Genomic DNA, 18,225 nt, shown 5'->3' with positions numbered 1-18,225 from the left:
GGTCCGGGTGCGGCGACCGGGCGGCCGTAGCGTCGGGGCGTCGCCCGGGAGCGCAGAGGAGAGCCGTGACCCCCACCTCGTCCGAGACCGACGTCCGGGTCCGGCGGGCCCGCACCGCCGTGGCCGTCGCCTTCATCGTCAACGGGTTCGCCTTCGCGTCGTGGATCTCCCGCGTCCCGGCCACCCGCGACACGCTGGCGCTGTCCGCGGCCGGGCTCGGCCTGCTCCTGCTCTGCGTCGCGGCGGGGTCGACGCTGGCGCTGCCGGCCACCGGCCCGGTCGTGCACCGCATCGGCCCGGCGCGCGGCGTGCTGGCCGGAGCCGCCGTCGCCACCACCGGCCTGCTGCTGCTCGCCGCCGGGCTGGGGACCGCCTCGGTCCCCCTGTGCGGAGCCGGGCTGGTCCTGGTCGGCGTCGGCGTGGGCGGCTGGGACGTCGCTATGAACATCGAGGGGGCCGCCGTCGAGCAGCGGCTCGGGCGCCCGCTGATGCCCCGCCTGCACGCCGGCTTCAGCCTCGGCACGGTCGCCGGCGCGCTGATCGGCGCGGCCGCCGCGGCGCTGGCCTTCCCGCTGGCGGCGCACCTGGTGCTCATCGCGGTGCTCTCCTTCTCCGCGGTGGCCCTCGCCGTCCGCTCCTTCCTGCCCGCCGACCCCGCCGAGGAGACGACCCGGGAGGAGGGCTCCGGGGTGGGCCGGGCCTGGCGGGAGCCGCGCACCCTGCTCATCGGCGTCCTCACCCTCGCCTTCGCGTTCACCGAGGGCAGCGCCAACGACTGGCTCGCCGTCGCGCTCGTCGACGGGCAGGACGTCTCGGAGGCCGTCGCGGCCGTCGGGTTCGCCTGCTTCGTCGCCGCCATGACCGCCGTCCGGCTGCTCGGCGGCACCCTGCTGCAGCGCTGGGGGAGGGTCGTCACCCTGCGGGCGGGGGGCGCGACCGCCGTCGTCGGGCTCCTGCTCTTCGTCACCGCGCCGTCGCTGCCCCTGGCCATCGCCGGTGCCGTGCTGTGGGGCGCCGGCGCGGCCCTGGGGTTCCCGGTCGGCATGAGCGCCGCCGCGGACGAGCCGGCGCGCGCGGCGGCGCGGGTCTCGGTGGTCAGCTCGATCGCCTACACCGCGTTCCTCGCCGGGCCACCGCTGATCGGCCTCGTCGCCGAGGCGACCGGCGTCGTCGACGCCCTGCTCGTGGTGCTCGTCGTCCTCGCCGCGGGCCTGCTCGCCGCCGGGGCCACCCGGCCGCCGGCGGGCGCTCAGTCCGTGGCGGCGCGCAGCTCGGCGACGTAGCGGGCGGTCACCGGCACCTCGATCCCGTGCCGCTCGGCGGCGCGGACGACGGCTCCGCCGATGGCGTCCAGCTCGGTCGGCCGGCCCGCGGCGGCGTCGCGCTGCATCGACGAGCGCATGCCCGCCGGGACGCCGTCGAAGAAGCCCAGGACGAGGTCGGCATCGCCGGGGGCGCCCTCGGCGCGGGCCACCGACGCCACCTCGCGGACGAGGGCGAGCAGGTCGTCGCGCCGCTGCTCGCGCACCTCGCCGGCGGTCGCCCGCGCCGACGTGGTGAGCAGGGCGAACGGCGCGAGGAAGGTGAGCTTGCCCCAGAGGACGGCCGCCTCGTCGTCGGTGGTCCGCACGGTCACGCCGGCCCGCTCCAGGACCCCGGCCAGCCGGTCCACCCGCTCCGCGGCGCGCTCGGGAGCCGTGAGGTCGACGGTCACGAACGGGCTGTCGTGGCACACGACGCCGGGCTCGGTGCGGGTGCTCTCGACCCGGATCGCGGCGGGGACGACGGTGGCGTCCGGATAGCGCCGCCGCAGCTCGGCGACGTGCTCCACGCCGTTGAGCAGCGGGACGAGCAGCGCGTCGCCCAGGACGTCGGCCGGCACCCGCGCGAGGGCCGCGTTCAGCTGCGTCGCCTTGACGCAGACCAGGCAGACGTCGACCGGCGCAGTCAGCCGCTCGGCAGCGTCGACGTGCACGGTGACGGCGCCGAGCAGCCGGCTGTCCACCCGCAGCCCGGAAGCGCGCAGGACCTCGACGGTGTCGGCCCCGGCCAGGCAGGTCACGCTCGCCCCGGCCTGCGCCAGCAGCGCCGCCAGCAGGCCGCCGACACCGCCGGGGCCGAGCACCGCCACGCGCAGTCCGGAGGGGTCCCGGGCCGGTTCGCCGCTCATGGCCGGTCATGCAAGCAGAGCCGCGGACCGGCGTCATCGCTCCTCCGCGCGGCGTCCCGAGCACCTCCCGAACCGGGCCGGCGGGGTCTCGCAGCGGATCCGGACGACGCCGTCCCCGTCGGCCCGCGGTCCCCGAGCTCAGCGGCCCGCAGCCGGACGCCCGGCCAGCAGTGCTCCGGTGAGGTCGGCGAGCAGGTCCAGGCCATCGGGGGAGAGCAGCGACTCCAGGTGGAACTGCACCGAGGCGAAGGCGGGTCCGCGCAGCGCGTGCACCTCACCGGTGTCGTGGTCGACCGCCGCCTCCACCCCCTCGGGCAGGTCGCCCGGGGCGGCGGTGAAGGTGTTGTACGACCCGACGCGGGCGGTGGTGCCGAAGAGCTCCACCCGCCGCTGCGCGCCCTGGTGCGGGCGGGGGAGCGCCACCAGCGGCAGGCCCAGCAGGCCGGCGAGGACCTGGTGGCTCAGGCAGACGGCGAGCAGCGGCCGCCCGGTGGTGAGCCGGCGCCCCACCAGGTCGCGCAACGCGGTGATCCGCGCGTCCGGCTGCCGCGGGTCACCCGGACCCGGGCCGGCGACGAGCAGGTCGTGGCCGTCGGGGTCGGGGTCGGCGTCCCACGCGACGACGTCGGTGCGCAGGCCCAATCGGCGCAACTGGGTGGCCAGCATCGCCGTCCACGCGTCCTCGGCGTCGACCACCAGGGCGCTGCGGCCGCTCAGCGCGGGCAGCGCCCGGTCGGCCTGCGGCTCGAGCCAGAACGGGGCCAGCGACCGGTTGCGCTCGGCGAGGGCGGCGCGGACGGCGGGGCGGTCAGCCAGCCGGGCCGCCGGGGGCGGCGCGGGGTGCCCGTCGAGGGCCCGCAGGACGGCGGCCACCTTCGCGTGCGTCTCGGCGACCTCGTGCTCGGGCACCGAGTCGCGCACCAGCGTGGCGCCGACCGGGACGCGGATGCCGCCGTCGGGATCGAGGTGGGCGGTGCGGATGAGGATCGGCGCGTCGAGGGTCTGCCGGCCGTCGTCGTCGTGCCCGAGCAGCGCCAGGACGCCGGAGTAGTAGCCGCGCGGCGTCGTCTCGTGCCGCCGGATGACCCGGGCGGCGTTGCGCACCGGTGAGCCGGTGACCGTCGGCGCGAACACCGTCTCCCGCAGCACGTCGCGCACGTCGAGGTCGCTGCGCCCCTGCAGCAGGTACTCGGTGTGGGTGAGGGCGCTCATCTGCTTCAGGTGCGGGCCGAGCACCCGGCCGCCGTCGGGGCAGACGGCGCTCATCATCTTGAGCTCCTCGTCGACCACCATGAACAGCTCCTCGGTCTCCTTGAGGTCGCGGAGGAAGGTCAGCAGGCCCTGCTCGTCGGGCCCGGTCGCCGGGTGCCGGTAGGTGCCGCTGATCGGGTTCATCAGCACCTCGCCGCCCCGGCTGCTGACGTGCCGCTCGGGGGTGGCGCCGACCAGGGTGGTGTCGCCGGCGTGCACGGCGAAGGTCCAGTACGCGCCCGGCTCGCTCTGCAGGAGACGGCGCAGCAGCCGCAGTGCGGCCTGCGGCGCCGGCGTGGTGGTGCGGGCGCGGTGGTCGCGGCGGACGACGAAGTCGGCGCCCTCGCCCCGGCCGATCTCGTCGCGGACGACGGCGGCCACGGTGGCGGCGTAGGCGGCGTCGTCGACGTCGAAGCCGAGGTGCTCGACGTCGACCGGCTCGTCGGGGAGGAGGTCGAGCGCCTGCTGCCGGGTGAGCACCTCGCGGTCGCGGACGACCAGGCAGCGCAGCGGGGCGCCGTCGTCGTGGCAGACGAAGCCGCGCTCGACCACCTGGCGGTAGGGGACGAGGGCGAGCACCTGGTCGTCGTCGGGGACGTCCGCGAGCGTGGGGACGTCGACCAGGTCGCCGACCAGGACCTCGACACCGGGGCCGTCGTCGGTGGCCGGGCCCTCCTCCCTGCGGAGGACGGCGAACGGCGGTGGGGTGGGGTCGGCGACGAGGCGGGCGAGCAGGGGGTCGGGCATCGGGTCCTCCGGGTGGGGAGGCCGTCGACCGGGCCGGTCCTGCACGCAGCAGCGGCCGCCTCGATCGAGGCGGCCGCGGATGGGTGGGGCAGGTGCAGGGGCGGGCGCCTAGGAGGCGCGCCACCACGACTGCAGAGCTGCGGACACGCACGACACGGTAGGCGACCGCCGCCGTCGGGCGCCAGTGACATCCCCGCGACGGCGGCGTCCACCAGGGCCGGACGTCGTCGGTCGAGGGCGCCCGTCCGCCCGGGGCCGAACCGTCGTACACGCCTCTGACCTGCGGTTCCGTCGTACCTCGGCCGTAGGTTCGCCTCGTGACAGCGGTCGAGGAGTGCGAGCCGGCGGCAGCCGGTGAGCTGCTCGACCTGCTGCTGGCCCAGGGTCCCGAGCTGCAGCGGTTGCCGGTGGGGTTGCTGTCGCGGGAGCAGAAGGCCGCCGAGCTGGCGCGAGTGGCGGCGGTCAAGGCGATGACGGCTGCCTACGAGGCCGAGCTGGTGCTCGGTCTGGCCGATGACAGCCCTGACGGGTTCGATCCCGCTCCTGGGACGCCGGGGGCGCGGCGGGGGTCGTGGGCGCCGGACCCGGAGCTGCCCGGGGTGAGCAAATTCACATGAGCGCCGACGGCGTGCTGACCGTGACCACCTCGTCGGGGATCACCCGCACCACCCGACCACCCGGGATGCAGCCACCGCCACCGCCACCGGCTCCCGACCCGCCGCCCACCGACGCCGACCCGCGCGACGACCCGGTGCCACGGCCGGCCGACCCGGACGACGACCCGCCGCCCTTCCGACCCCGGAGCACGGGCGCCGGCTCCCGGCAGATCGGGCGACGGCGTGAGCGGGTGCCTGTGCACCGCACCCGCCGAGGAGCACCCTGGGCCGATGACCGCTCCCCACTACGCCGGGCTGCGCGAGCGAGCTGCGAAGGGTGACCGCGACGCCGTCGACGAGCTCGTCGAGCTGGCCGGTGAGCGAGGCGACCTCGCCGAGCTGCGGCGGCTGGCCGACCTCGGCTGGACGACGGCGACCGACCAGCTCGTCGAGCTGGCCGGCGAGCTCGGTGACGTCGCCGAGCTGCGCCGGCTCGCCGAGGAGGGCAACCGCGACGCCGCCGACCTGCTGCGCGAGTACACCGCGGACTGACCAGCACGCCTGTCCCGGTCCGCCACGCGACGGCGGAGCGGGGGTGGGGTCCGCCACGGGCACCGGTGAGGTGTCCCCGCCGCGTTCCGGCGGGCCGCCCGGCGGGCAGGAGGAGGGTCATGACCTACTCCGCCGCCGACACGCGCTACGAGACGATGACCTACCGCCGCACCGGCCGCAGCGGCCTGGACCTGCCGGTCATCAGCCTCGGGCTGTGGCACAACTTCGGTGACGACGTCCCGCTCGAGCGTCAGCGCGCCGTCCTGCGGCGCGCCTTCGACCTGGGCATCACCCACTTCGACCTGGCCAACAACTACGGCCCGCCCTACGGCAGCGCCGAGACCAACTTCGGCCGCCACCTGCGCGACGACTTCGCGCCCTACCGCGACGAGCTGGTCCTCTCCACCAAGGCCGGCTGGGACATGTGGCCCGGCCCCTACGGTCAGGGCGGCGGTTCGCGGAAGTACGTGCTGGCCAGTCTCGACCAGTCGCTGCGCCGCATGGGCCTGGACTACGTCGACGTCTTCTACTCCCACCGGCCCGACCCCACGACGCCGCTCGAGGAGACGATGAGTGCGCTGGACACCGCCGTCCGCTCCGGGCGCGCGCTCTACGCCGGCATCTCCTCCTACTCGCCGGCGGCCACGGCGGAGGCGGCGCGGATCCTCGCCGACCTGGGCACACCGCTGCTCATCCACCAGCCGAGCTACTCGATGCTCAACCGCTGGATCGAGACCGACGGCCTGCTCGACACCCTCGCCGACGTCGGCGCCGGCTGCATCGCCTTCTCCCCGCTCGCCCAGGGGATGCTGACCGACAAGTACCTGGGCGGCATCCCCGAGGGCTCGCGCGCCAGCCAGGGCAAGTCGCTGTCGACCGACCTGCTCTCTGGCGAGGCGCTCGAGCACGTCCGGGCGCTCAACGACCTCGCCCGGGAGCGCGGGCAGTCCCTCGCCCAGATGGCGCTGGCCTGGGCGCTGCGCGACGAGCGGGTGACCAGCGTGCTCATCGGCGCGAGCAGCGTGACCCAGCTCGAGCAGAACGTCGCCGCCCTCGACCGGCTCGACTTCTCCGCCGACGAGCTCGCCCGCATCGACCAGCACGCCGTCGACGCCGGCGTCGACCTGTGGCGGGGCGCCCGCACGGCCGCCTGAGCCGACCCCGGACCGGGCGCACGCGGGCCCGGTCCGGGACTCAGCGGCGGAGCCGGCGGACCAGGACGAGCAGGACCAGCGCCGCTGCCGCTAGCGCCGGGACCGGCCCGCTGCTGCGCAGCGCTCCCGCCGGGTGCACGCGGGCGTGGCGTGAACCGAGCAGGCCCGATCCGGCCGCGGAGTCGACCGCCGCCCCGAGGGACAGCACCCGCCCGGCGGGCCCGTCGAGCCGCGCGGTCAGACCGTGCCCGGCGAGCGTGTCGGCCACCCGGGCCAGGTCGGCGCGACCCGGTGAGCCCTGGGTCGCCGCTCCGCCGGCCACGCGGACCGCGGCGAACAGCCGCCGGACGTCCGCGGAGGTCACCGCGATCTCCGACCCCGACGCCCGGACCCGTACGGGGACACCGTCGACCTCGACGCGCAGGTCGGCGGTGACGTCGAGGGTGCGGTCGTCCCCCGGCGTCATCCCCGGCTGGCGTTCTCGGCGGTGGTGATGCGCAGGACCCCGTTGAGCTTCCACGTCGCCCGCGGTGCCTCGGGACCGGTCTCGCGCGGCACCTCGACGGTCATGTCCACGAACTCGTAGTTGATCGCCGCACCCTTGCCGGTCAGGTAGGACCACATCTCCTTGCCGAGGTCGGCGAAGCTGGTCGTCTCGTGCGACTTGATGTCGCGCTGACCGGTGGCGGCGTCGCGGGTCGTCATCTGGGGCGTGGTCATGGGTTCTCCCTGGGCTGGAAGGTGCTGGTCGACGGCCCCTACCCGTGCCCCGACGACGGCACACGACGCACGAGGACCGTCGTCGTGCCGGGACGGTCGGGTCGGAGTGGTCGACGACGCGCGTGTCCCGGGTAGTGGTCGGGCGCGGCCGCACCAGCCGGGTGCAGGCCGCCGTCCCCGTCCCGCTCGTCCGCCCGCTCCCGTACCCGAGCCACGGCCCGGTCCCGGGCCCGCCCGAGGAGGTCCCCGACATGCAGTTGACCGACGCCGTCACCGTCATCACCGGAGCGGGCAGCGGCATCGGTGCCGCGCTCGCCCGCCGCTTCGCCGCGGAGGGCGCCGCGACCGTCGTGGTCAGCGACCGCGACGGTGCCGCCGCCGAGCGGGTGGCCGAGGAGGTCGGCGGGACGGCGGACACCACCGACGTCACCGACGAGGCCGCCGTCGCCGCGCTGGTCGAGCGGACGCTGGCCGCGCACGGGCGCATCGACCTGTTCTGCTCCAACGCGGGCGTGTTCACCGGCGGGGGTCTGGAGGTCGACAGCGCCGTCTGGCAGCAGGTCTTCGCCGTCAACGTGCTCTCCCACGTGTACGCGGCGCGGGCGGTGCTCCCGTCGATGCTCGAGCGCGGCAGCGGCCACCTGCTCAACGTCGCCTCCGCGGCCGGGCTGCTCACCACGCCCGGCGACGCCCCGTACACGGTGACCAAGCACGGCGCCGTCGCGCTGGCCGAGTGGCTGGCGGTGACCTACGGCGACCGCGGCATCGGCGTCAGCGTCGTCTGCCCGCTCGGGGTGGCCACGCCGCTGCTGCTCGACCCGCTGGAGCAGGGCCGCTCGGCGGCCTCGATCGTCGCCGCATCGGGGTCGGTCATCACGCCGGAGGACGTCGCGCAGGCGGTGGTCGAGGGACTGGCCGAGGACCGCTTCCTCGTGCTGCCGCACCCCGAGGTCGGCACCTACTGGGCGCAGAAGGCCGCCGACCCGCAGCGGTGGCTGGCCGGCGTCCGCCGGCTGGTGCAGAAGAGCTCCGGCTAGCGGCCGGCCGCCTGCCCGCGGCTGCCCGGCGCGCCGGTCACCCGCCCGTCGGGGTCGAGGCGGTGCAGCAGCGCCTCGGCGATGCCGGCGAGCTGGGCGACCTGCTCGGGGGTGAGCGCGTCGATCACGTGCTCCCGCACCGTGGCCACGTGGCCCGGTGCCGTCTCCCGGACCTTCGCCCACCCGGCCGGGGTGAGGTGCGCGTTGGTGGCCCGGCCGTCCTCCGGGCACGGCGCCCGCTCGACCAGCCCGCGGTCCTCCAGCCGGCGGACGACGTGCGACAGCCGGGGGAGCGTGGCGTGGGTGCGGGCGGCGAGGTCGGTCATCCGGAGCACCTGCCCCGGCGCCTCCGAGAGCATCGCCAGCACGTGGTAGTCGAAGTGGGTCAGCTGCGCGTCCCGCCGCAGCTGGCCGTCCAGGACGCCGGGGAGCAGCTCGACGACGGCGACCAGCCGCACCCACGCCGCTCGCTCGGCCTCGTCCAGCCACCGGGGTTCCACACCGGCATCGTCCCACCCAGGTACTTGTAGCTTCAACCTCCTCGCGCTAGGATCATCGCTTGTAGGTACAACTGATTCGGAGGTTCCGATGACCCTCACCCTCGGCGCCGACCTGGTGTCGCCGGTCCCGTCGGCGGAGGTGCGCACCCGGGTGACGGTCCCGCTGCGCTTCCCCGACGGCTACGCCACGACCGCGGAGGTGTTCACCTTCACCGGCCTGGCCGACGGCGGGGAGCACCTGGCGCTGGGTCTGGGGAACTGGCGGGCCGCCGTCGACCGTGCCGCCGCCGGTGGCCCGGCGCCGCTGGTCCGCCCGCACAGCGAGTGCCTCACCGGCGACGTGTTCGGCTCCGAGCGCTGCGACTGCGGGCCCCAGCTGCGCGAGGCGGCCGAGCGGATCACCGAGGCCGGCGGGGTCCTGCTCTACCTGCGGCAGGAGGGCCGCGGCATCGGCCTGTACGCCAAGCTCGATGCCTACGCCCTGCAGGACGCCGGCCTGGACACCTACCAGGCCAACCTGGCCCTGGGCCGGGGCGAGGACGAGCGGGACTACACCGCCGCCGCGCAGATGCTGCACGCCCTCGGCGCCGACCGGGTCCGGCTGCTGTCGAACAACCCCGACAAGGCGGTCCAGCTCGAGCTGCAGGGCGTCGCCGTGACCGAGCGCGTGGCCACCGGCGTCCACCTGTCCGCGGCCAACGCCCGCTACCTGACCGTCAAGCGCGACCACACCGCGCACACCCTCGACCTGCCGCTCGCCGGCTGAACTCACGCCGCTGTTCGTCACCCTCGGCGCGGTGACCGACCCCGGAGCCGTCGTCACCACCGCGATCGACGGCTTCATCGGCCTGGCCGAGCGCTCGGTCCAGGTCGCCTGAGGGGCGCGGCTCCCGCGGCCCGACCCCGCCCGCCCGTCGCCGGACCCGCTGGGGGAGGCTCGGTCCCCGGGCGAGCGGAGGAGGACGGGGAGCGTGCGGGGACGGCGGCGTGCGGGGACGCGGACCGGGTGAGCGACCTGGTCCTCCCCGACGGGCTGACGCCGTCGGTGCTCGTCCTCGTGCTCCTCGCGGCCCTGACCGCCGGCTGGGTCGACGCCGTCGTCGGCGGCGGCGGGCTCGTCCAGCTGCCCGCGCTGCTGCTGGTCCCGGGGCTGGCCCCGGTGCAGGCGCTGGCCACCAACAAGCTGGCGTCGGTCTTCGGCACCACGACCAGCGCGGTCACCTACCAGCGGCGGGTGCACCCCGACCTGCGCACGGCGCTGCCCATGGCCGCGGTCGCGCTGGTGGCGTCCTCCGGCGGCGCGTCGGTGGCGGCGCTGCTGCCGGCCGCGGTCTTCACGCCGGTCATCGTCGTCGCGCTGGTCGGCATCGCGCTGTTCACCGCGCTCCGGCCGGCGCTCGGCCAGGTCACCGTGCTGCGCCACAGCGGGCGCCGGCACCACGGCACCGCGCTCGCCGTCGGCGCGGCCGTCGGCTTCTACGACGGCGTCCTGGGCCCCGGCACCGGGTCCTTCCTCGTCTTTGCCCTCGTCGCGCTGCTCGGCTACGACTTCCTGTCCGCCAGCGCCAAGGCCAAGATCGTCAACGTCGCCACCAACCTGGGGGCCCTGCTGGTCTTCGTGCCGCACGGGTCGGTCGTCTGGGGCCTGGGCCTGGCGATGGCCGCGGCGAACACCCTCGGCGGCTACCTCGGCTCGCGCACGGCGACCACCCGCGGCACCGGCTTCGTCCGCGCGGTCTTCCTCGTGGTGGTCACCGCGCTGATCGCCCGGGTCGGCTGGGACGTCTGGACGGAGAACCTGCGGCCGCTGCTGGGCTGACCGCCCGGACCGGTCAGGTCCCCCGGAGCTCCCGCCGGAGGATCTTGCCGGTGACCGTCTTGGGCAGCTCGTCGACCAGCTCCACGCTGCGCGGGTACTTGTAGGCGGCCATCCGGTCCCGGCAGTGCGCGATCAGCTCCTCGGGCGTCGCGCTCGCGCCCGGCTTGAGGCTGACGAACGCCTTGACCGTCTCCCCGCGCTTCTCGTCGGGGACGCCGACCACGGCCGACTCCCGGACGGCGGGGTGCTCGGCGAGCACGTCCTCGACCTCGCGCGGCCACACCTTGTAGCCCGAGGCGTTGATCATGTCCTTCTTGCGGTCGACGATGAACACCCAGCCCTGCGGGTCCATGAACCCGACGTCGCCGCTCTTCAGCGCCCCGCCGGGCAGGTTGGCCGCCGTCTCCTCGGGCTTGCCCCAGTAGCCGGCCACCACCTGCGGGCCCTCGGCCACGATCTCGCCCACCTCGCCCAGCGGCAGGTCCTCCCCGTCGTCGCCCTGGATGCGGACGATCGTGTTCGGGGCGGGCACGCCCACCGACAGCGCGCCCGAGGTGGGGTCCACCGGCGACGGCGAGCCGAACGGGGTGACCGTCATCGGTGAGGTGGTCTCGGTGAGGCCGTAGGCGTTGTGCACCTGCTTGCCGGTGGCCTCGCGGAAGGCGCGCTCGGCGGTCGGGGAGATCGCCGCCCCGCCGGAGTAGACGGAGGTGAACGAGTCGAAGTGCTCCTTGCTGAACCCCGGGGCGTTGAGCAGCGCGCTGAACGCGGTGATCGCGCCGATGGTGAACGCCGGCCGGTGCTCGAGGAAGGCGTCGAGCACCACCTGCGGCTCGAAGCGGTAGGCGAGGACCAGGGGCGCCGGCACGAGCATGCTCACCGCGACGTGCCCGATCAGGCCGGTGATGTGGAACAGCGGGGCGATCCCGAAGACGGCGCCGTCGCGCCCGGCGTGCACCCAGTCCCGGTAGACCTGCGCGGTGAAGACGACGTTGCGGTGGGTGTTCATCGCGCCCTTGGGCACGCCGGTCGTCCCCGAGGTGTAGGTGAGGAACGCGACGTCGTCGGGCCCGAACGCCACCGGGGGCGGGGTCTGCCCGCGGTGCCGCCCGATGAACTCCAGCAGGTCGGTGGTGCCCTCGTGCCGCTGCCGGGTGACGCCGGCGAACAGGCGCTCGTCGTCGCGGGTCTGCAGGTCCAGGCCGCTGGTGGTGAGCACCAGGCGCACGTCGGTGTCCGGCACGACGTCGCGGGCGACCTCGCCGTAGAGCGCGTCCAGGCACAGCAGCACGGTCGCGCCGGAGTCGGCGAGCAGGTAGGAGAGCTCCCGCGTGCGGCTCATCGGGTTGATCGACACCATGACCCCGCCGGCCTTCCAGGTCGCCACCATCGCGATGACGAACTGCGGCACGTTCTGCAGGTAGACCGCCAGCCGGTCGCCGGGGGAGAACCCCTCGGCCAGCAGGCCGGCCGCCAGCCCGTCGGTGAGCTCGTCGAGCTCGCGCCGGGTGAGCGTGCCGTCGAAGTACTGCAGGGCCACGCCGTCGGGGTCGGCGGCGACGCCGGCCCGGTACATGGCCAGCGCGTCGTCGAACTCGATCGCGTAGTCGGCCGGCTGGTCGCCGTAGCGGGCCAGCCAGGGGCGCTCGTCGTAGACGCTCACGGCCGCCCTCCCCGCGGGCGGGCGGTCACGGTCGAGGAGGAAGGGCTCACCGGGCACCTCCGGGACGACGGCGGCGGGCGTCACCGACCCTGCCGCGCCGCGGTCCCGCACACAAGCGGGCCGCACCCGCCTCGGCGTCCCCGTGGCGGGGGTGCTCAGCCGGCGGGGACGACGCTCTTGGTGACCTGCCCGGAGGCGACGACGACGCCGTCGACCGTGGCCTCCGACCGCAGGAAGGCCACCGCCCGGCCGCGGCGCAGGACCGAGCCGGTGACGTCGACCCGTGCGCCGGCGCGGACCGGGCGCAGCAGCGACACCGACAGGTCGTGGGTGACCGCGTGCTCGGCGTCCCCGAGCGCGGGCAGCAGCGCGAGGAAGCCCGCGACGTCGAGCAGCGTGTAGACGACGCCGCCGTGCAGGAGCGCGGCCTGGTTCTGCGCCGCCTCGTCGACGGGGAACCAGATGCCCGCCGACGGGTCGGCCGCGTCACGCAGCCGGACGCCGAGGAAGCGGTGCAGGGGGATGTCGAGCACGGCCTGCACGCGGGCGGCGACGACGTCGGGGGACGGCACGGGCAGGACCTCTCGTCGGGGGCGACCGGCAGCCTCGCACGCCGGTCGCCCCGGGCCGCCGGCCGGCTCGTGCGCCTGCTGGTCGTCCTCGCGCCCGGGGGCCGGGTCAGGGTCGGATGCGCTTGCGCATGCCCAGGGCCGCGGTGAGCAGGAACAGCCCGAGGCCCACGACGGTGAGCCAGAACAGGCCCTTCACGACCCAGCCGACGACGGTCACGACCAGCCAGACGACCAGCAGCAGGCCGAGCAGGCGCAGCAGCACGGGGACCTCCGGGACGCCGGCGGGACGGGTGCGGCCAGCGTAGGGCCGCACGGGCCGGGACGGGGTGCGCCGGCGCGGCACCCCGGCGGACCGGGCGGCGGGCCCGGCAGCCGGTCAGGCGGTGAGCTCGGCGAGCAGCCCGTGCACCCGGCGGTCGAGCTCGTCGCGCACCGGGCGGACGCCGGCCACGTCCCGGCCGGCGGGGTCCTCGACCGGCCAGTCGAGGTAGCGCGTGCCGGGCAGCACCGGGCACGGCTGGGCCGCGCCGAGGACGACCACGACGTCGGAGACGTGCACGGCGTCGGCGGTCAGCGGCTTGGGGAACCGGGCGGTCAGGTCGACCCCGACCTCGGCCATCGCCGCGACCGCGGCCGGGTCGACCCGGACGGCCGGCGCCGACCCGGCCGACAGGGCGCGCACCCGGCCGCCGGCGCGGGTGGCCAGCAGCGCGGCGGCCATCTGCGAGGTCGCCGCGTCGCGGGCGCCGACGAACAGGACCGTCGGGGGTCCGACCGGCCTGGGGACCGCGCTGGGCTGGGCGGCGCGGAAGGGGACCACGGCTGCCTCCGGGAGAGGTCGGCGGTGCCGGCGCGGCGGGACGTCGTCCGGCCGGGGGACCACGCCGTCTCCCGCGTCCACCGTGCCACCCCCGGCGCGCGGGCGCGAGTTCCTCCCGCAGTCACTCCCGCAGCAGCGTGACCTCCTCCAGGTCCAGCTCGTGCTGCACCCGGCGGAACACCTCGTCGTCGATGCGCCGCTGGTCGCGGTGGCGGACGAACACCTCCCGCTCGGCCTCGAGCATCGCCCGGCGCAGCCGCCGGTAGCGGGCACTGGGCGTCTCACCGCCGCCCGGCACCGGCCCGCCGAGCCGCTCCCACGCCGCGTTGGTGCGGGCCTCGACGCGCTGCCGCAGCTCGGTGACCGCGCGCGCGTGCAGCGGGTCGCCGTCGTCGAGCTCGTCGAGGCGGACGGCGGCGGCCCGGGCGGCGTCGGACTGCGCCTGCGCCTCGGCCAGCGCGTCGGCGGAGTCCTCCGAGGCCTGCACGCCCAGCCGGCGGATCACCGTCGGCAACGTCAGCCCGTGCAGCAGCAGCGTGCCGACCGTGACGACGAACGCCAGGTAGAGCACCTCGGCGCGGCCCGGGAACGGGTCGCCGGACATCGTCGCGAGCGGGATGCCGGCCGCGGCGGCGAGGGAGACCACCCCGCGCATCCCGGCCCACGAGACGACGGCGGCGTGCCGCCACGACGGCGGCGACCAGCCTGGCCGGCGGCGGGCGACGGGACGCAGGTAGGCGGTCGGGAAGACGAAGGCGACCCGGGCGAGGAACGCGACGACGATCAGCGCCAGCCCGACGGCGGTCAGCGGGACCACGGCCGACCCGACGCCCTCCAGGACGGCGGGCAGCTGCAGGCCGATCAGCGCGAAGACCATCGCCTCGAGCACCGTGTCGGCGGCCTTCCAGACCGCGCGGTCCTGCAGCCGGGCGACCGGGTCGGCCTGCGGCGAGCGGTGACCCAGGTAGAGCCCGGCCAGCACCACGGCGAGCACCCCCGAGGCGTGCACCTCCTCGGCGACGACGAACCCGACGAAGGGCACCAGCAGCCCGAGCGCGCTCTCCAGCACGCCGTCGCCGAGCGCCAGCCGCACCCGGTGCACCAGCCAGCCGAGCCCCCAGCCGATGGCCGCGCCGCCGACCGCGGCCAGCACGAAGACGCCGAGCCCCTCCACGATGCCGTAGCCGGCGCCGGCGGCCAGCGCGACGGCGACCCGGTAGAGCGTCAGCGCCGTGGCGTCGTTCACCAGGCTCTCGCCGCCGAGGATCGTCATCACCCGGCGCGGCAGGCCGAGCTGCCGGCCGACGGCGGTGGCCGCGACCGCGTCCGGCGGGGCGACGACGGCGCCGAGCACGAGCGCCGGCGCGAGTGGCAGCCCCGGTACCAGCCACCACGCCGCCAGCCCGACGGCCAGCGTGGTGAACAGCACCGCGCCCACCGCGAGCATGCCGATCGTGCGCAGGTTGGCCCGCAGCCGCAGGTAGGAGCTGTCCAGTGCCGCCGAGTACAGCAGCGGGGGCAGGACGAGCGTCAGGATCAGCTCCGGGTCCAGCGCGTAGTCCGGCACGCCGGGCACGTAGGCCAGGGCCAGGCCGACCACCACGAGGGCCAGCGGGGGCGAGACCCCGGCCCGCCGGGCCAGCACGGTCACCGCGAAGGAGCCGGCCAGCAGACCGACGACCGACAGCTCCATCAGCCGAGCGTCCTCACACGAGGGCCTGGTCGGGGTAGCACCAGCGCCAGTCCTCGCCCGGCTCGAAGGACCGGATGATCGGGTGGCCGCTGCCCTCGGCGTGGGCGGTGGCGTGCCGGTTGGGTGAGGAGTCGCAGCACGCGACGTGGCCGCACGTCAGGCACTCCCGCAGGTGCACCCAGCCCGAGCCGATCGCCAGGCAGTCGCTGCAGCCCTCCGTCGAGTCCGGGGTCACGTCCCGGATCTGGTCCAGGTGTCCGCACGTCGTCATCCCGCCACCCCTCTCGTGTCGTCGCGGCGAGTCGACCACCCGCACGACGACGGCGGCAACGCCGTCGCGTGCCCGGTGTCTTCCCCGCCGTCGTGGCAGGGTCGGCGGGCGACGTCCGGACCGCCCGGGGAGGTGCCGTGGACCTCGACGAGGTCGCCGACGAGCTCTACGGGCTGCCGCCCGGCGAGTTCGTGGCCGCCCGTACCGAGGCCGTCCGCCGGGCCCGGGCCGCCGGCGACCGCGCGCTCGCCGGGGAGATCGGCGCCCTGGGCCGGCCCTCGACCGCCGCGTGGGCGTGCAACGCGCTGGTGCGCGAGCTGCCCGCGGAGATCACCGGGCTGGTCGAGCTCGGCGACCTGCTCCGCGAGGCGCAGGAGAGCCTGGCCGGCGACCAGCTGCGGGCGCTGGGCACCCAGCGCTCCCGGCTGCTCGCGGCGCTCACCCGCCAGGCGCGGGTGCTCGCGGCGCGGCTGGGCCACCCGCTCAGCGACGCCGTCGCCGGCCAGGTGGAGGAGACGCTGCGGGCCGCGCTGGCCGACCCCGGCGCCGGCGAGGCGCTGCTGGCCGGCCGGCTCACCGGCCCGCTCTCCTACCAGGGGATGGGCCTGGGGGCCCGGCCGGACCTGCGGGTGGTGCCCTCGCCGCGGCCGGCCCGCGCGGCACCCGCGACCGGGTCGCCCGCCGGCCGCCGGCGGCCCGAGGCGGAGCGGCGGGCCGAGGAGGAGCGGCGGGCCGAGGCCGAGCGGCGGGCCGAGGCCGAGCGGCGCCGGCGCGAGCTCGAGGCCGCCCGGGAGGAGGCGCGCGCGGCCGCGGCGGCCGCCGAGGAGGCGGCCGGCGCCGCGCGCGCGGCACGCGACCGGGCCGCCCGCGCCGCCGCGCGGAAGGAGCAGCTGCTCGCCCGCGCGGAGGAGCTGGCCGCGGAGCTGACCCGCGTCCGTGAGGAGGGAACCGCCGCGGAGGGTGACGCCGGCCGGGCCCGGCGGCGGGCCGCTGCGGCCGACCGCGTCGCGCAGCGGGCCGCCGGGGAGGGCGAGCGTGCCGCGGCCCGGGTCGAGGAGCTCGAGCGGGCGCTGCGGGAGGGGTAGGCGGTGGTCAGCCCATCGTCTTCTGGCCGTCGAGCGACTCGCGCAGGATGTCGGCGTGACCGGCGTGCTGGGCGGTCTCGGCCACGACGTGCAGGAACACCCGGCGCGCCGAGCGGGTGGCGCCAGGGGCGAACCACGGAGCCTCGGGCAGCGGGTGGCTGGAGTCGAGGTCGACGGTGCGGACCAGCTCGTCGGTGCGCGCGGCGACCTCGTCGTAGGAGGCGAGCACCGATTCCAGCGTCTCGCCCGGCGCCAGGACCCACTCCTGCGCCCACTCCTCCGGCGACTGCTGCATCGCGGCGGCGCCGCGCACGACGAAGCCGGCCCAGCTCGCCTCGGTGGCGGCCACGTGCTTGACGATGCCGGCCAGCGTCAGCTGGCTGGCGGTGGTCCGCCGGGTGGCCTGCTCGGTGGTCAGTCCCCGCACGGTGAAGCGCAGGAAGGCGCGGTGGGCGGCGAGCGTCTCGAGCAGGTCGGCGCGCTCGGCGGTCAGGGCGGGGGCGGTCGGAGCGGTCACGGGGTCCTCCGGGTCTCGTCGTGCTGATGAGGACCATGCTGCCGGGTATTGCGGCCAGATCCTGTCCGCTGCCTTGGCCACGATGGCGGCGTGACCGATCCCGGGGCCCGCACGCTGCGCCTGCTGTCCCTCCTGCAGGCGCGCCGGTACTGGCCCGGCGCCGACCTCGCCGACCGGCTCGGCGTCTCGGCGCGCACCCTGCGCCGCGACGTCGACCGGCTGCGCGGGCTCGGCTACCCCGTGGCGGCCTCGCGCGGGGTGGACGGCGGCTACGCGCTGGCGCCCGGGGCCGCGCTGCCGCCGCTGGTGCTCGACGACGACGAGGCCGTGGCACTGGCCGTGGGACTGCAGGCGGCCGCGGCCGGCCCGGTCGCCGGCATGGCGGAGACGTCGGTGCGGGCGCTGGCCAAGCTGGTGCAGGTCATGCCGGCCCGGCTGCGGCGGCAGGTCGAGGCACTGCGCACGATGACCGTCCCCGGCGGCTGGGGCCCGACGTCGGAGGGCGACGCCGTCGACCCCGCCGTCCTCACCGCCGTCGCCCTGGCCTGCCGCGACACCGAGCGGACCGTGTTCGGCTACACCCCGCCCGGCCGGGAGCGCGCCGAGCGCTCGGTCGAGCCGCACCGGCTGGTCGCGCTGGGCCGCCGCTGGTACCTGGTCGGCTGGGACCTCGACCGCGGCGACTGGCGGGTGTTTCGGCTCGACCGGCTCGACGGCCCGCGCGGCACCGGCGCCGTCTTCGGCCCGCGCCGGTTCCCCGCCGAGGACGCCGCGGCCTACGTCCGCGAGCGGATCGGCAGCGCGTGGAGCCGGTACGTCGTCGAGGCGGTCGTGGCCGCACCGGCCGGGCCCGTGCGCGCGCGGATCGGCCGCTGGGCCACGGTGACCGACGACGAGGGCGGCTGCCGCGTGCGGATCGAGGCCGAGGACCTCGACTGGGCGGCGCTGGCGCTGGGGGTCACCGGCGCGCCGTTCCGGGTGCTCGGCCCGCCGGAGGTGAAGGACCACCTGCGCGGCCTCGCCGCCCGGTGCGCCGCCGCGGCAGCGGACTGAGCGGC

22 protein-coding genes are annotated in these 18,225 nt (G+C 76.4%); 9 read left to right on the top strand and 13 right to left on the bottom strand.

Going from position 1 to position 18,225, the window contains the following annotated elements; genetic code table 11:
• Positions 1–65 precede the first annotated feature (65 nt).
• Positions 66–1,283, top strand: coding sequence for an MFS transporter (locus tag ACU616_RS01450; RefSeq protein WP_446756717.1), 1,218 nt, complete (start codon positions 66–68; stop codon positions 1,281–1,283).
• Here ACU616_RS01450 and ACU616_RS01445 read toward each other — a convergent pair.
• Both ACU616_RS01445 and ACU616_RS01440 read right to left on the bottom strand, forming a co-directional pair.
• On the bottom strand, positions 1,250–2,170 hold the full coding sequence (locus ACU616_RS01445) for a ketopantoate reductase family protein (RefSeq protein WP_446756716.1): 921 nt from the start codon (positions 2,168–2,170) through the stop codon (positions 1,250–1,252). The genes ACU616_RS01450 and ACU616_RS01445 overlap by 34 nt on opposite strands.
• A 138-nt stretch (positions 2,171–2,308) precedes the next feature.
• Positions 2,309–4,168, bottom strand: coding sequence for an anthranilate synthase family protein (locus tag ACU616_RS01440; RefSeq protein WP_446756715.1), 1,860 nt, complete (start codon positions 4,166–4,168; stop codon positions 2,309–2,311).
• Positions 4,169–4,485: 317 nt separating this feature from the next.
• Between ACU616_RS01440 and ACU616_RS01435 the strand changes: the two genes are divergently transcribed.
• Entirely contained in the window at positions 4,486–4,785 is a 300-nt protein-coding gene (locus ACU616_RS01435; RefSeq protein WP_446756714.1) for a hypothetical protein, read from the top strand.
• On the opposite strand, the gene ACU616_RS01430 is transcribed toward ACU616_RS01435, so the two are convergent.
• Entirely contained in the window at positions 4,778–4,975 is a 198-nt protein-coding gene (locus ACU616_RS01430) for a hypothetical protein (RefSeq protein WP_446756713.1), read from the bottom strand. The two genes, ACU616_RS01435 and ACU616_RS01430, sit on opposite strands and share 8 nt — an antisense overlap.
• An 80-nt stretch (positions 4,976–5,055) precedes the next feature.
• Between ACU616_RS01430 and ACU616_RS01425 the strand changes: the two genes are divergently transcribed.
• Together ACU616_RS01425 and mgrA are read left to right on the top strand one after the other, a co-directional pair.
• On the top strand, positions 5,056–5,316 hold the full coding sequence (locus ACU616_RS01425) for a hypothetical protein (RefSeq protein WP_446756712.1): 261 nt from the start codon (positions 5,056–5,058) through the stop codon (positions 5,314–5,316).
• Between the two features lie 119 nt (positions 5,317–5,435).
• Positions 5,436–6,470, top strand: a complete 1,035-nt coding sequence (gene mgrA / locus ACU616_RS01420; protein ID WP_446756711.1) for an L-glyceraldehyde 3-phosphate reductase — start codon at positions 5,436–5,438, stop codon at positions 6,468–6,470.
• A gap of 40 nt (positions 6,471–6,510) precedes the next feature.
• On the opposite strand, the gene ACU616_RS01415 is transcribed toward mgrA, so the two are convergent.
• Complete coding sequence (locus tag ACU616_RS01415) at positions 6,511–6,936, bottom strand: hypothetical protein (RefSeq protein WP_446756710.1); 426 nt, start codon at positions 6,934–6,936, stop codon at positions 6,511–6,513.
• The gene (locus ACU616_RS01410) at positions 6,933–7,190 is read right to left on the bottom strand and encodes a hypothetical protein (RefSeq protein WP_446756709.1); all 258 of its coding nucleotides are present in this window, start codon (positions 7,188–7,190) and stop codon (positions 6,933–6,935) included. Before ACU616_RS01410 ends, ACU616_RS01415 begins: the two co-directional genes overlap by 4 nt.
• Positions 7,191–7,441: 251 nt before the next feature.
• On the opposite strand from ACU616_RS01410, the gene ACU616_RS01405 reads away from it, so the two are divergent.
• Positions 7,442–8,227: an SDR family oxidoreductase gene (locus tag ACU616_RS01405; protein WP_446756708.1), complete on the top strand. Its 786-nt coding sequence runs from the start codon at positions 7,442–7,444 to the stop codon at positions 8,225–8,227.
• Here ACU616_RS01405 and ACU616_RS01400 read toward each other — a convergent pair.
• The gene (locus tag ACU616_RS01400) at positions 8,224–8,727 is read right to left on the bottom strand and encodes a MarR family winged helix-turn-helix transcriptional regulator (RefSeq protein WP_446756707.1); all 504 of its coding nucleotides are present in this window, start codon (positions 8,725–8,727) and stop codon (positions 8,224–8,226) included. The genes ACU616_RS01405 and ACU616_RS01400 overlap by 4 nt on opposite strands.
• A gap of 88 nt (positions 8,728–8,815) precedes the next feature.
• On the opposite strand from ACU616_RS01400, the gene ACU616_RS01395 reads away from it, so the two are divergent.
• Positions 8,816–9,493: a GTP cyclohydrolase II gene (locus ACU616_RS01395; RefSeq protein WP_446756706.1), complete on the top strand. Its 678-nt coding sequence runs from the start codon at positions 8,816–8,818 to the stop codon at positions 9,491–9,493.
• A 240-nt stretch (positions 9,494–9,733) separates the two neighbouring features.
• Positions 9,734–10,546, top strand: a complete 813-nt coding sequence (locus ACU616_RS01390) for a TSUP family transporter (RefSeq protein WP_446756705.1) — start codon at positions 9,734–9,736, stop codon at positions 10,544–10,546.
• Between the two features lie 13 nt (positions 10,547–10,559).
• On the opposite strand, the gene ACU616_RS01385 is transcribed toward ACU616_RS01390, so the two are convergent.
• The 6 genes from ACU616_RS01385 to ACU616_RS01360 all read right to left on the bottom strand — a co-directional run bounded on the left by ACU616_RS01385 (position 10,560) and on the right by ACU616_RS01360 (position 15,565).
• A complete protein-coding gene (locus ACU616_RS01385; RefSeq protein WP_446756704.1) occupies positions 10,560–12,209 on the bottom strand; it encodes an AMP-binding protein in 1,650 nt (549 codons plus the stop codon).
• A 155-nt stretch (positions 12,210–12,364) separates the two neighbouring features.
• Positions 12,365–12,781: a PaaI family thioesterase gene (locus tag ACU616_RS01380; RefSeq protein WP_446756703.1), complete on the bottom strand. Its 417-nt coding sequence runs from the start codon at positions 12,779–12,781 to the stop codon at positions 12,365–12,367.
• Between the two features lie 106 nt (positions 12,782–12,887).
• Positions 12,888–13,094: a hypothetical protein gene (locus ACU616_RS01375; protein WP_446756702.1), complete on the bottom strand. Its 207-nt coding sequence runs from the start codon at positions 13,092–13,094 to the stop codon at positions 12,888–12,890.
• A gap of 63 nt (positions 13,095–13,157) precedes the next feature.
• Positions 13,158–13,601 (bottom strand): arsenate reductase/protein-tyrosine-phosphatase family protein, encoded by a 444-nt coding sequence (locus ACU616_RS01370; protein WP_446756701.1) that lies wholly within the window; start codon positions 13,599–13,601, stop codon positions 13,158–13,160.
• 121 nt (positions 13,602–13,722) lie between these two features.
• Positions 13,723–15,294, bottom strand: coding sequence for a Na+/H+ antiporter (locus ACU616_RS01365; RefSeq protein WP_446756700.1), 1,572 nt, complete (start codon positions 15,292–15,294; stop codon positions 13,723–13,725).
• 13 nt (positions 15,295–15,307) lie between these two features.
• A complete protein-coding gene (locus tag ACU616_RS01360) occupies positions 15,308–15,565 on the bottom strand; it encodes a ubiquitin carboxyl-terminal hydrolase 14 (RefSeq protein ID WP_446756699.1) in 258 nt (85 codons plus the stop codon).
• Positions 15,566–15,702: 137 nt separating this feature from the next.
• Between ACU616_RS01360 and ACU616_RS01355 the strand changes: the two genes are divergently transcribed.
• Positions 15,703–16,650 carry a hypothetical protein gene (locus ACU616_RS01355; protein WP_446756698.1) on the top strand — a complete coding sequence of 316 codons (948 nt, stop codon included), beginning with the start codon at positions 15,703–15,705 and terminating at the stop codon, positions 16,648–16,650.
• A 7-nt stretch (positions 16,651–16,657) separates the two neighbouring features.
• On the opposite strand, the gene ACU616_RS01350 is transcribed toward ACU616_RS01355, so the two are convergent.
• A complete protein-coding gene (locus tag ACU616_RS01350) occupies positions 16,658–17,167 on the bottom strand; it encodes a DinB family protein (protein ID WP_446756697.1) in 510 nt (169 codons plus the stop codon).
• Between the two features lie 90 nt (positions 17,168–17,257).
• Here ACU616_RS01350 and ACU616_RS01345 point away from each other — a divergent pair, with 90 nt between their 5' ends.
• Positions 17,258–18,220 carry a helix-turn-helix transcriptional regulator gene (locus ACU616_RS01345; protein WP_446756696.1) on the top strand — a complete coding sequence of 321 codons (963 nt, stop codon included), beginning with the start codon at positions 17,258–17,260 and terminating at the stop codon, positions 18,218–18,220.
• Positions 18,221–18,225 lie beyond the last annotated feature (5 nt).

It is taken from the genome of Geodermatophilus sp. URMC 62, from assembly GCF_052931475.1.
The sequence above is the reverse complement of the archived record's forward strand: the minus strand, read 5'-3'. Positions and strand labels throughout refer to the sequence as shown.

Bases quoted from the DNA above. Each gene is read 5' to 3' on its own strand.
- ACU616_RS01410 (WP_446756709.1), bottom strand. From the start codon at position 7,190: ATGACCACGCCCCAGATGACGACCCGCGACGCCGCCACCGGTCAGCGC.
- ACU616_RS01440 (WP_446756715.1), bottom strand. From the start codon at position 4,168: ATGCCCGACCCCCTGCTCGCCCGCCTCGTCGCCGACCCCACCCCACCG.
- ACU616_RS01360 (WP_446756699.1), bottom strand. From the start codon at position 15,565: ATGACGACGTGCGGACACCTGGACCAGATCCGGGACGTGACCCCGGAC.
- ACU616_RS01405 (WP_446756708.1), top strand. From the start codon at position 7,442: ATGCAGTTGACCGACGCCGTCACCGTCATCACCGGAGCGGGCAGCGGC.
- ACU616_RS01415 (WP_446756710.1), bottom strand. From the start codon at position 6,936: ATGACGCCGGGGGACGACCGCACCCTCGACGTCACCGCCGACCTGCGC.
- ACU616_RS01445 (WP_446756716.1), bottom strand. From the start codon at position 2,170: ATGAGCGGCGAACCGGCCCGGGACCCCTCCGGACTGCGCGTGGCGGTG.
- mgrA (WP_446756711.1), top strand. From the start codon at position 5,436: ATGACCTACTCCGCCGCCGACACGCGCTACGAGACGATGACCTACCGC.
- ACU616_RS01395 (WP_446756706.1), top strand. From the start codon at position 8,816: ATGACCCTCACCCTCGGCGCCGACCTGGTGTCGCCGGTCCCGTCGGCG.
- ACU616_RS01365 (WP_446756700.1), bottom strand. From the start codon at position 15,294: ATGGAGCTGTCGGTCGTCGGTCTGCTGGCCGGCTCCTTCGCGGTGACC.
- ACU616_RS01425 (WP_446756712.1), top strand. From the start codon at position 5,056: ATGACCGCTCCCCACTACGCCGGGCTGCGCGAGCGAGCTGCGAAGGGT.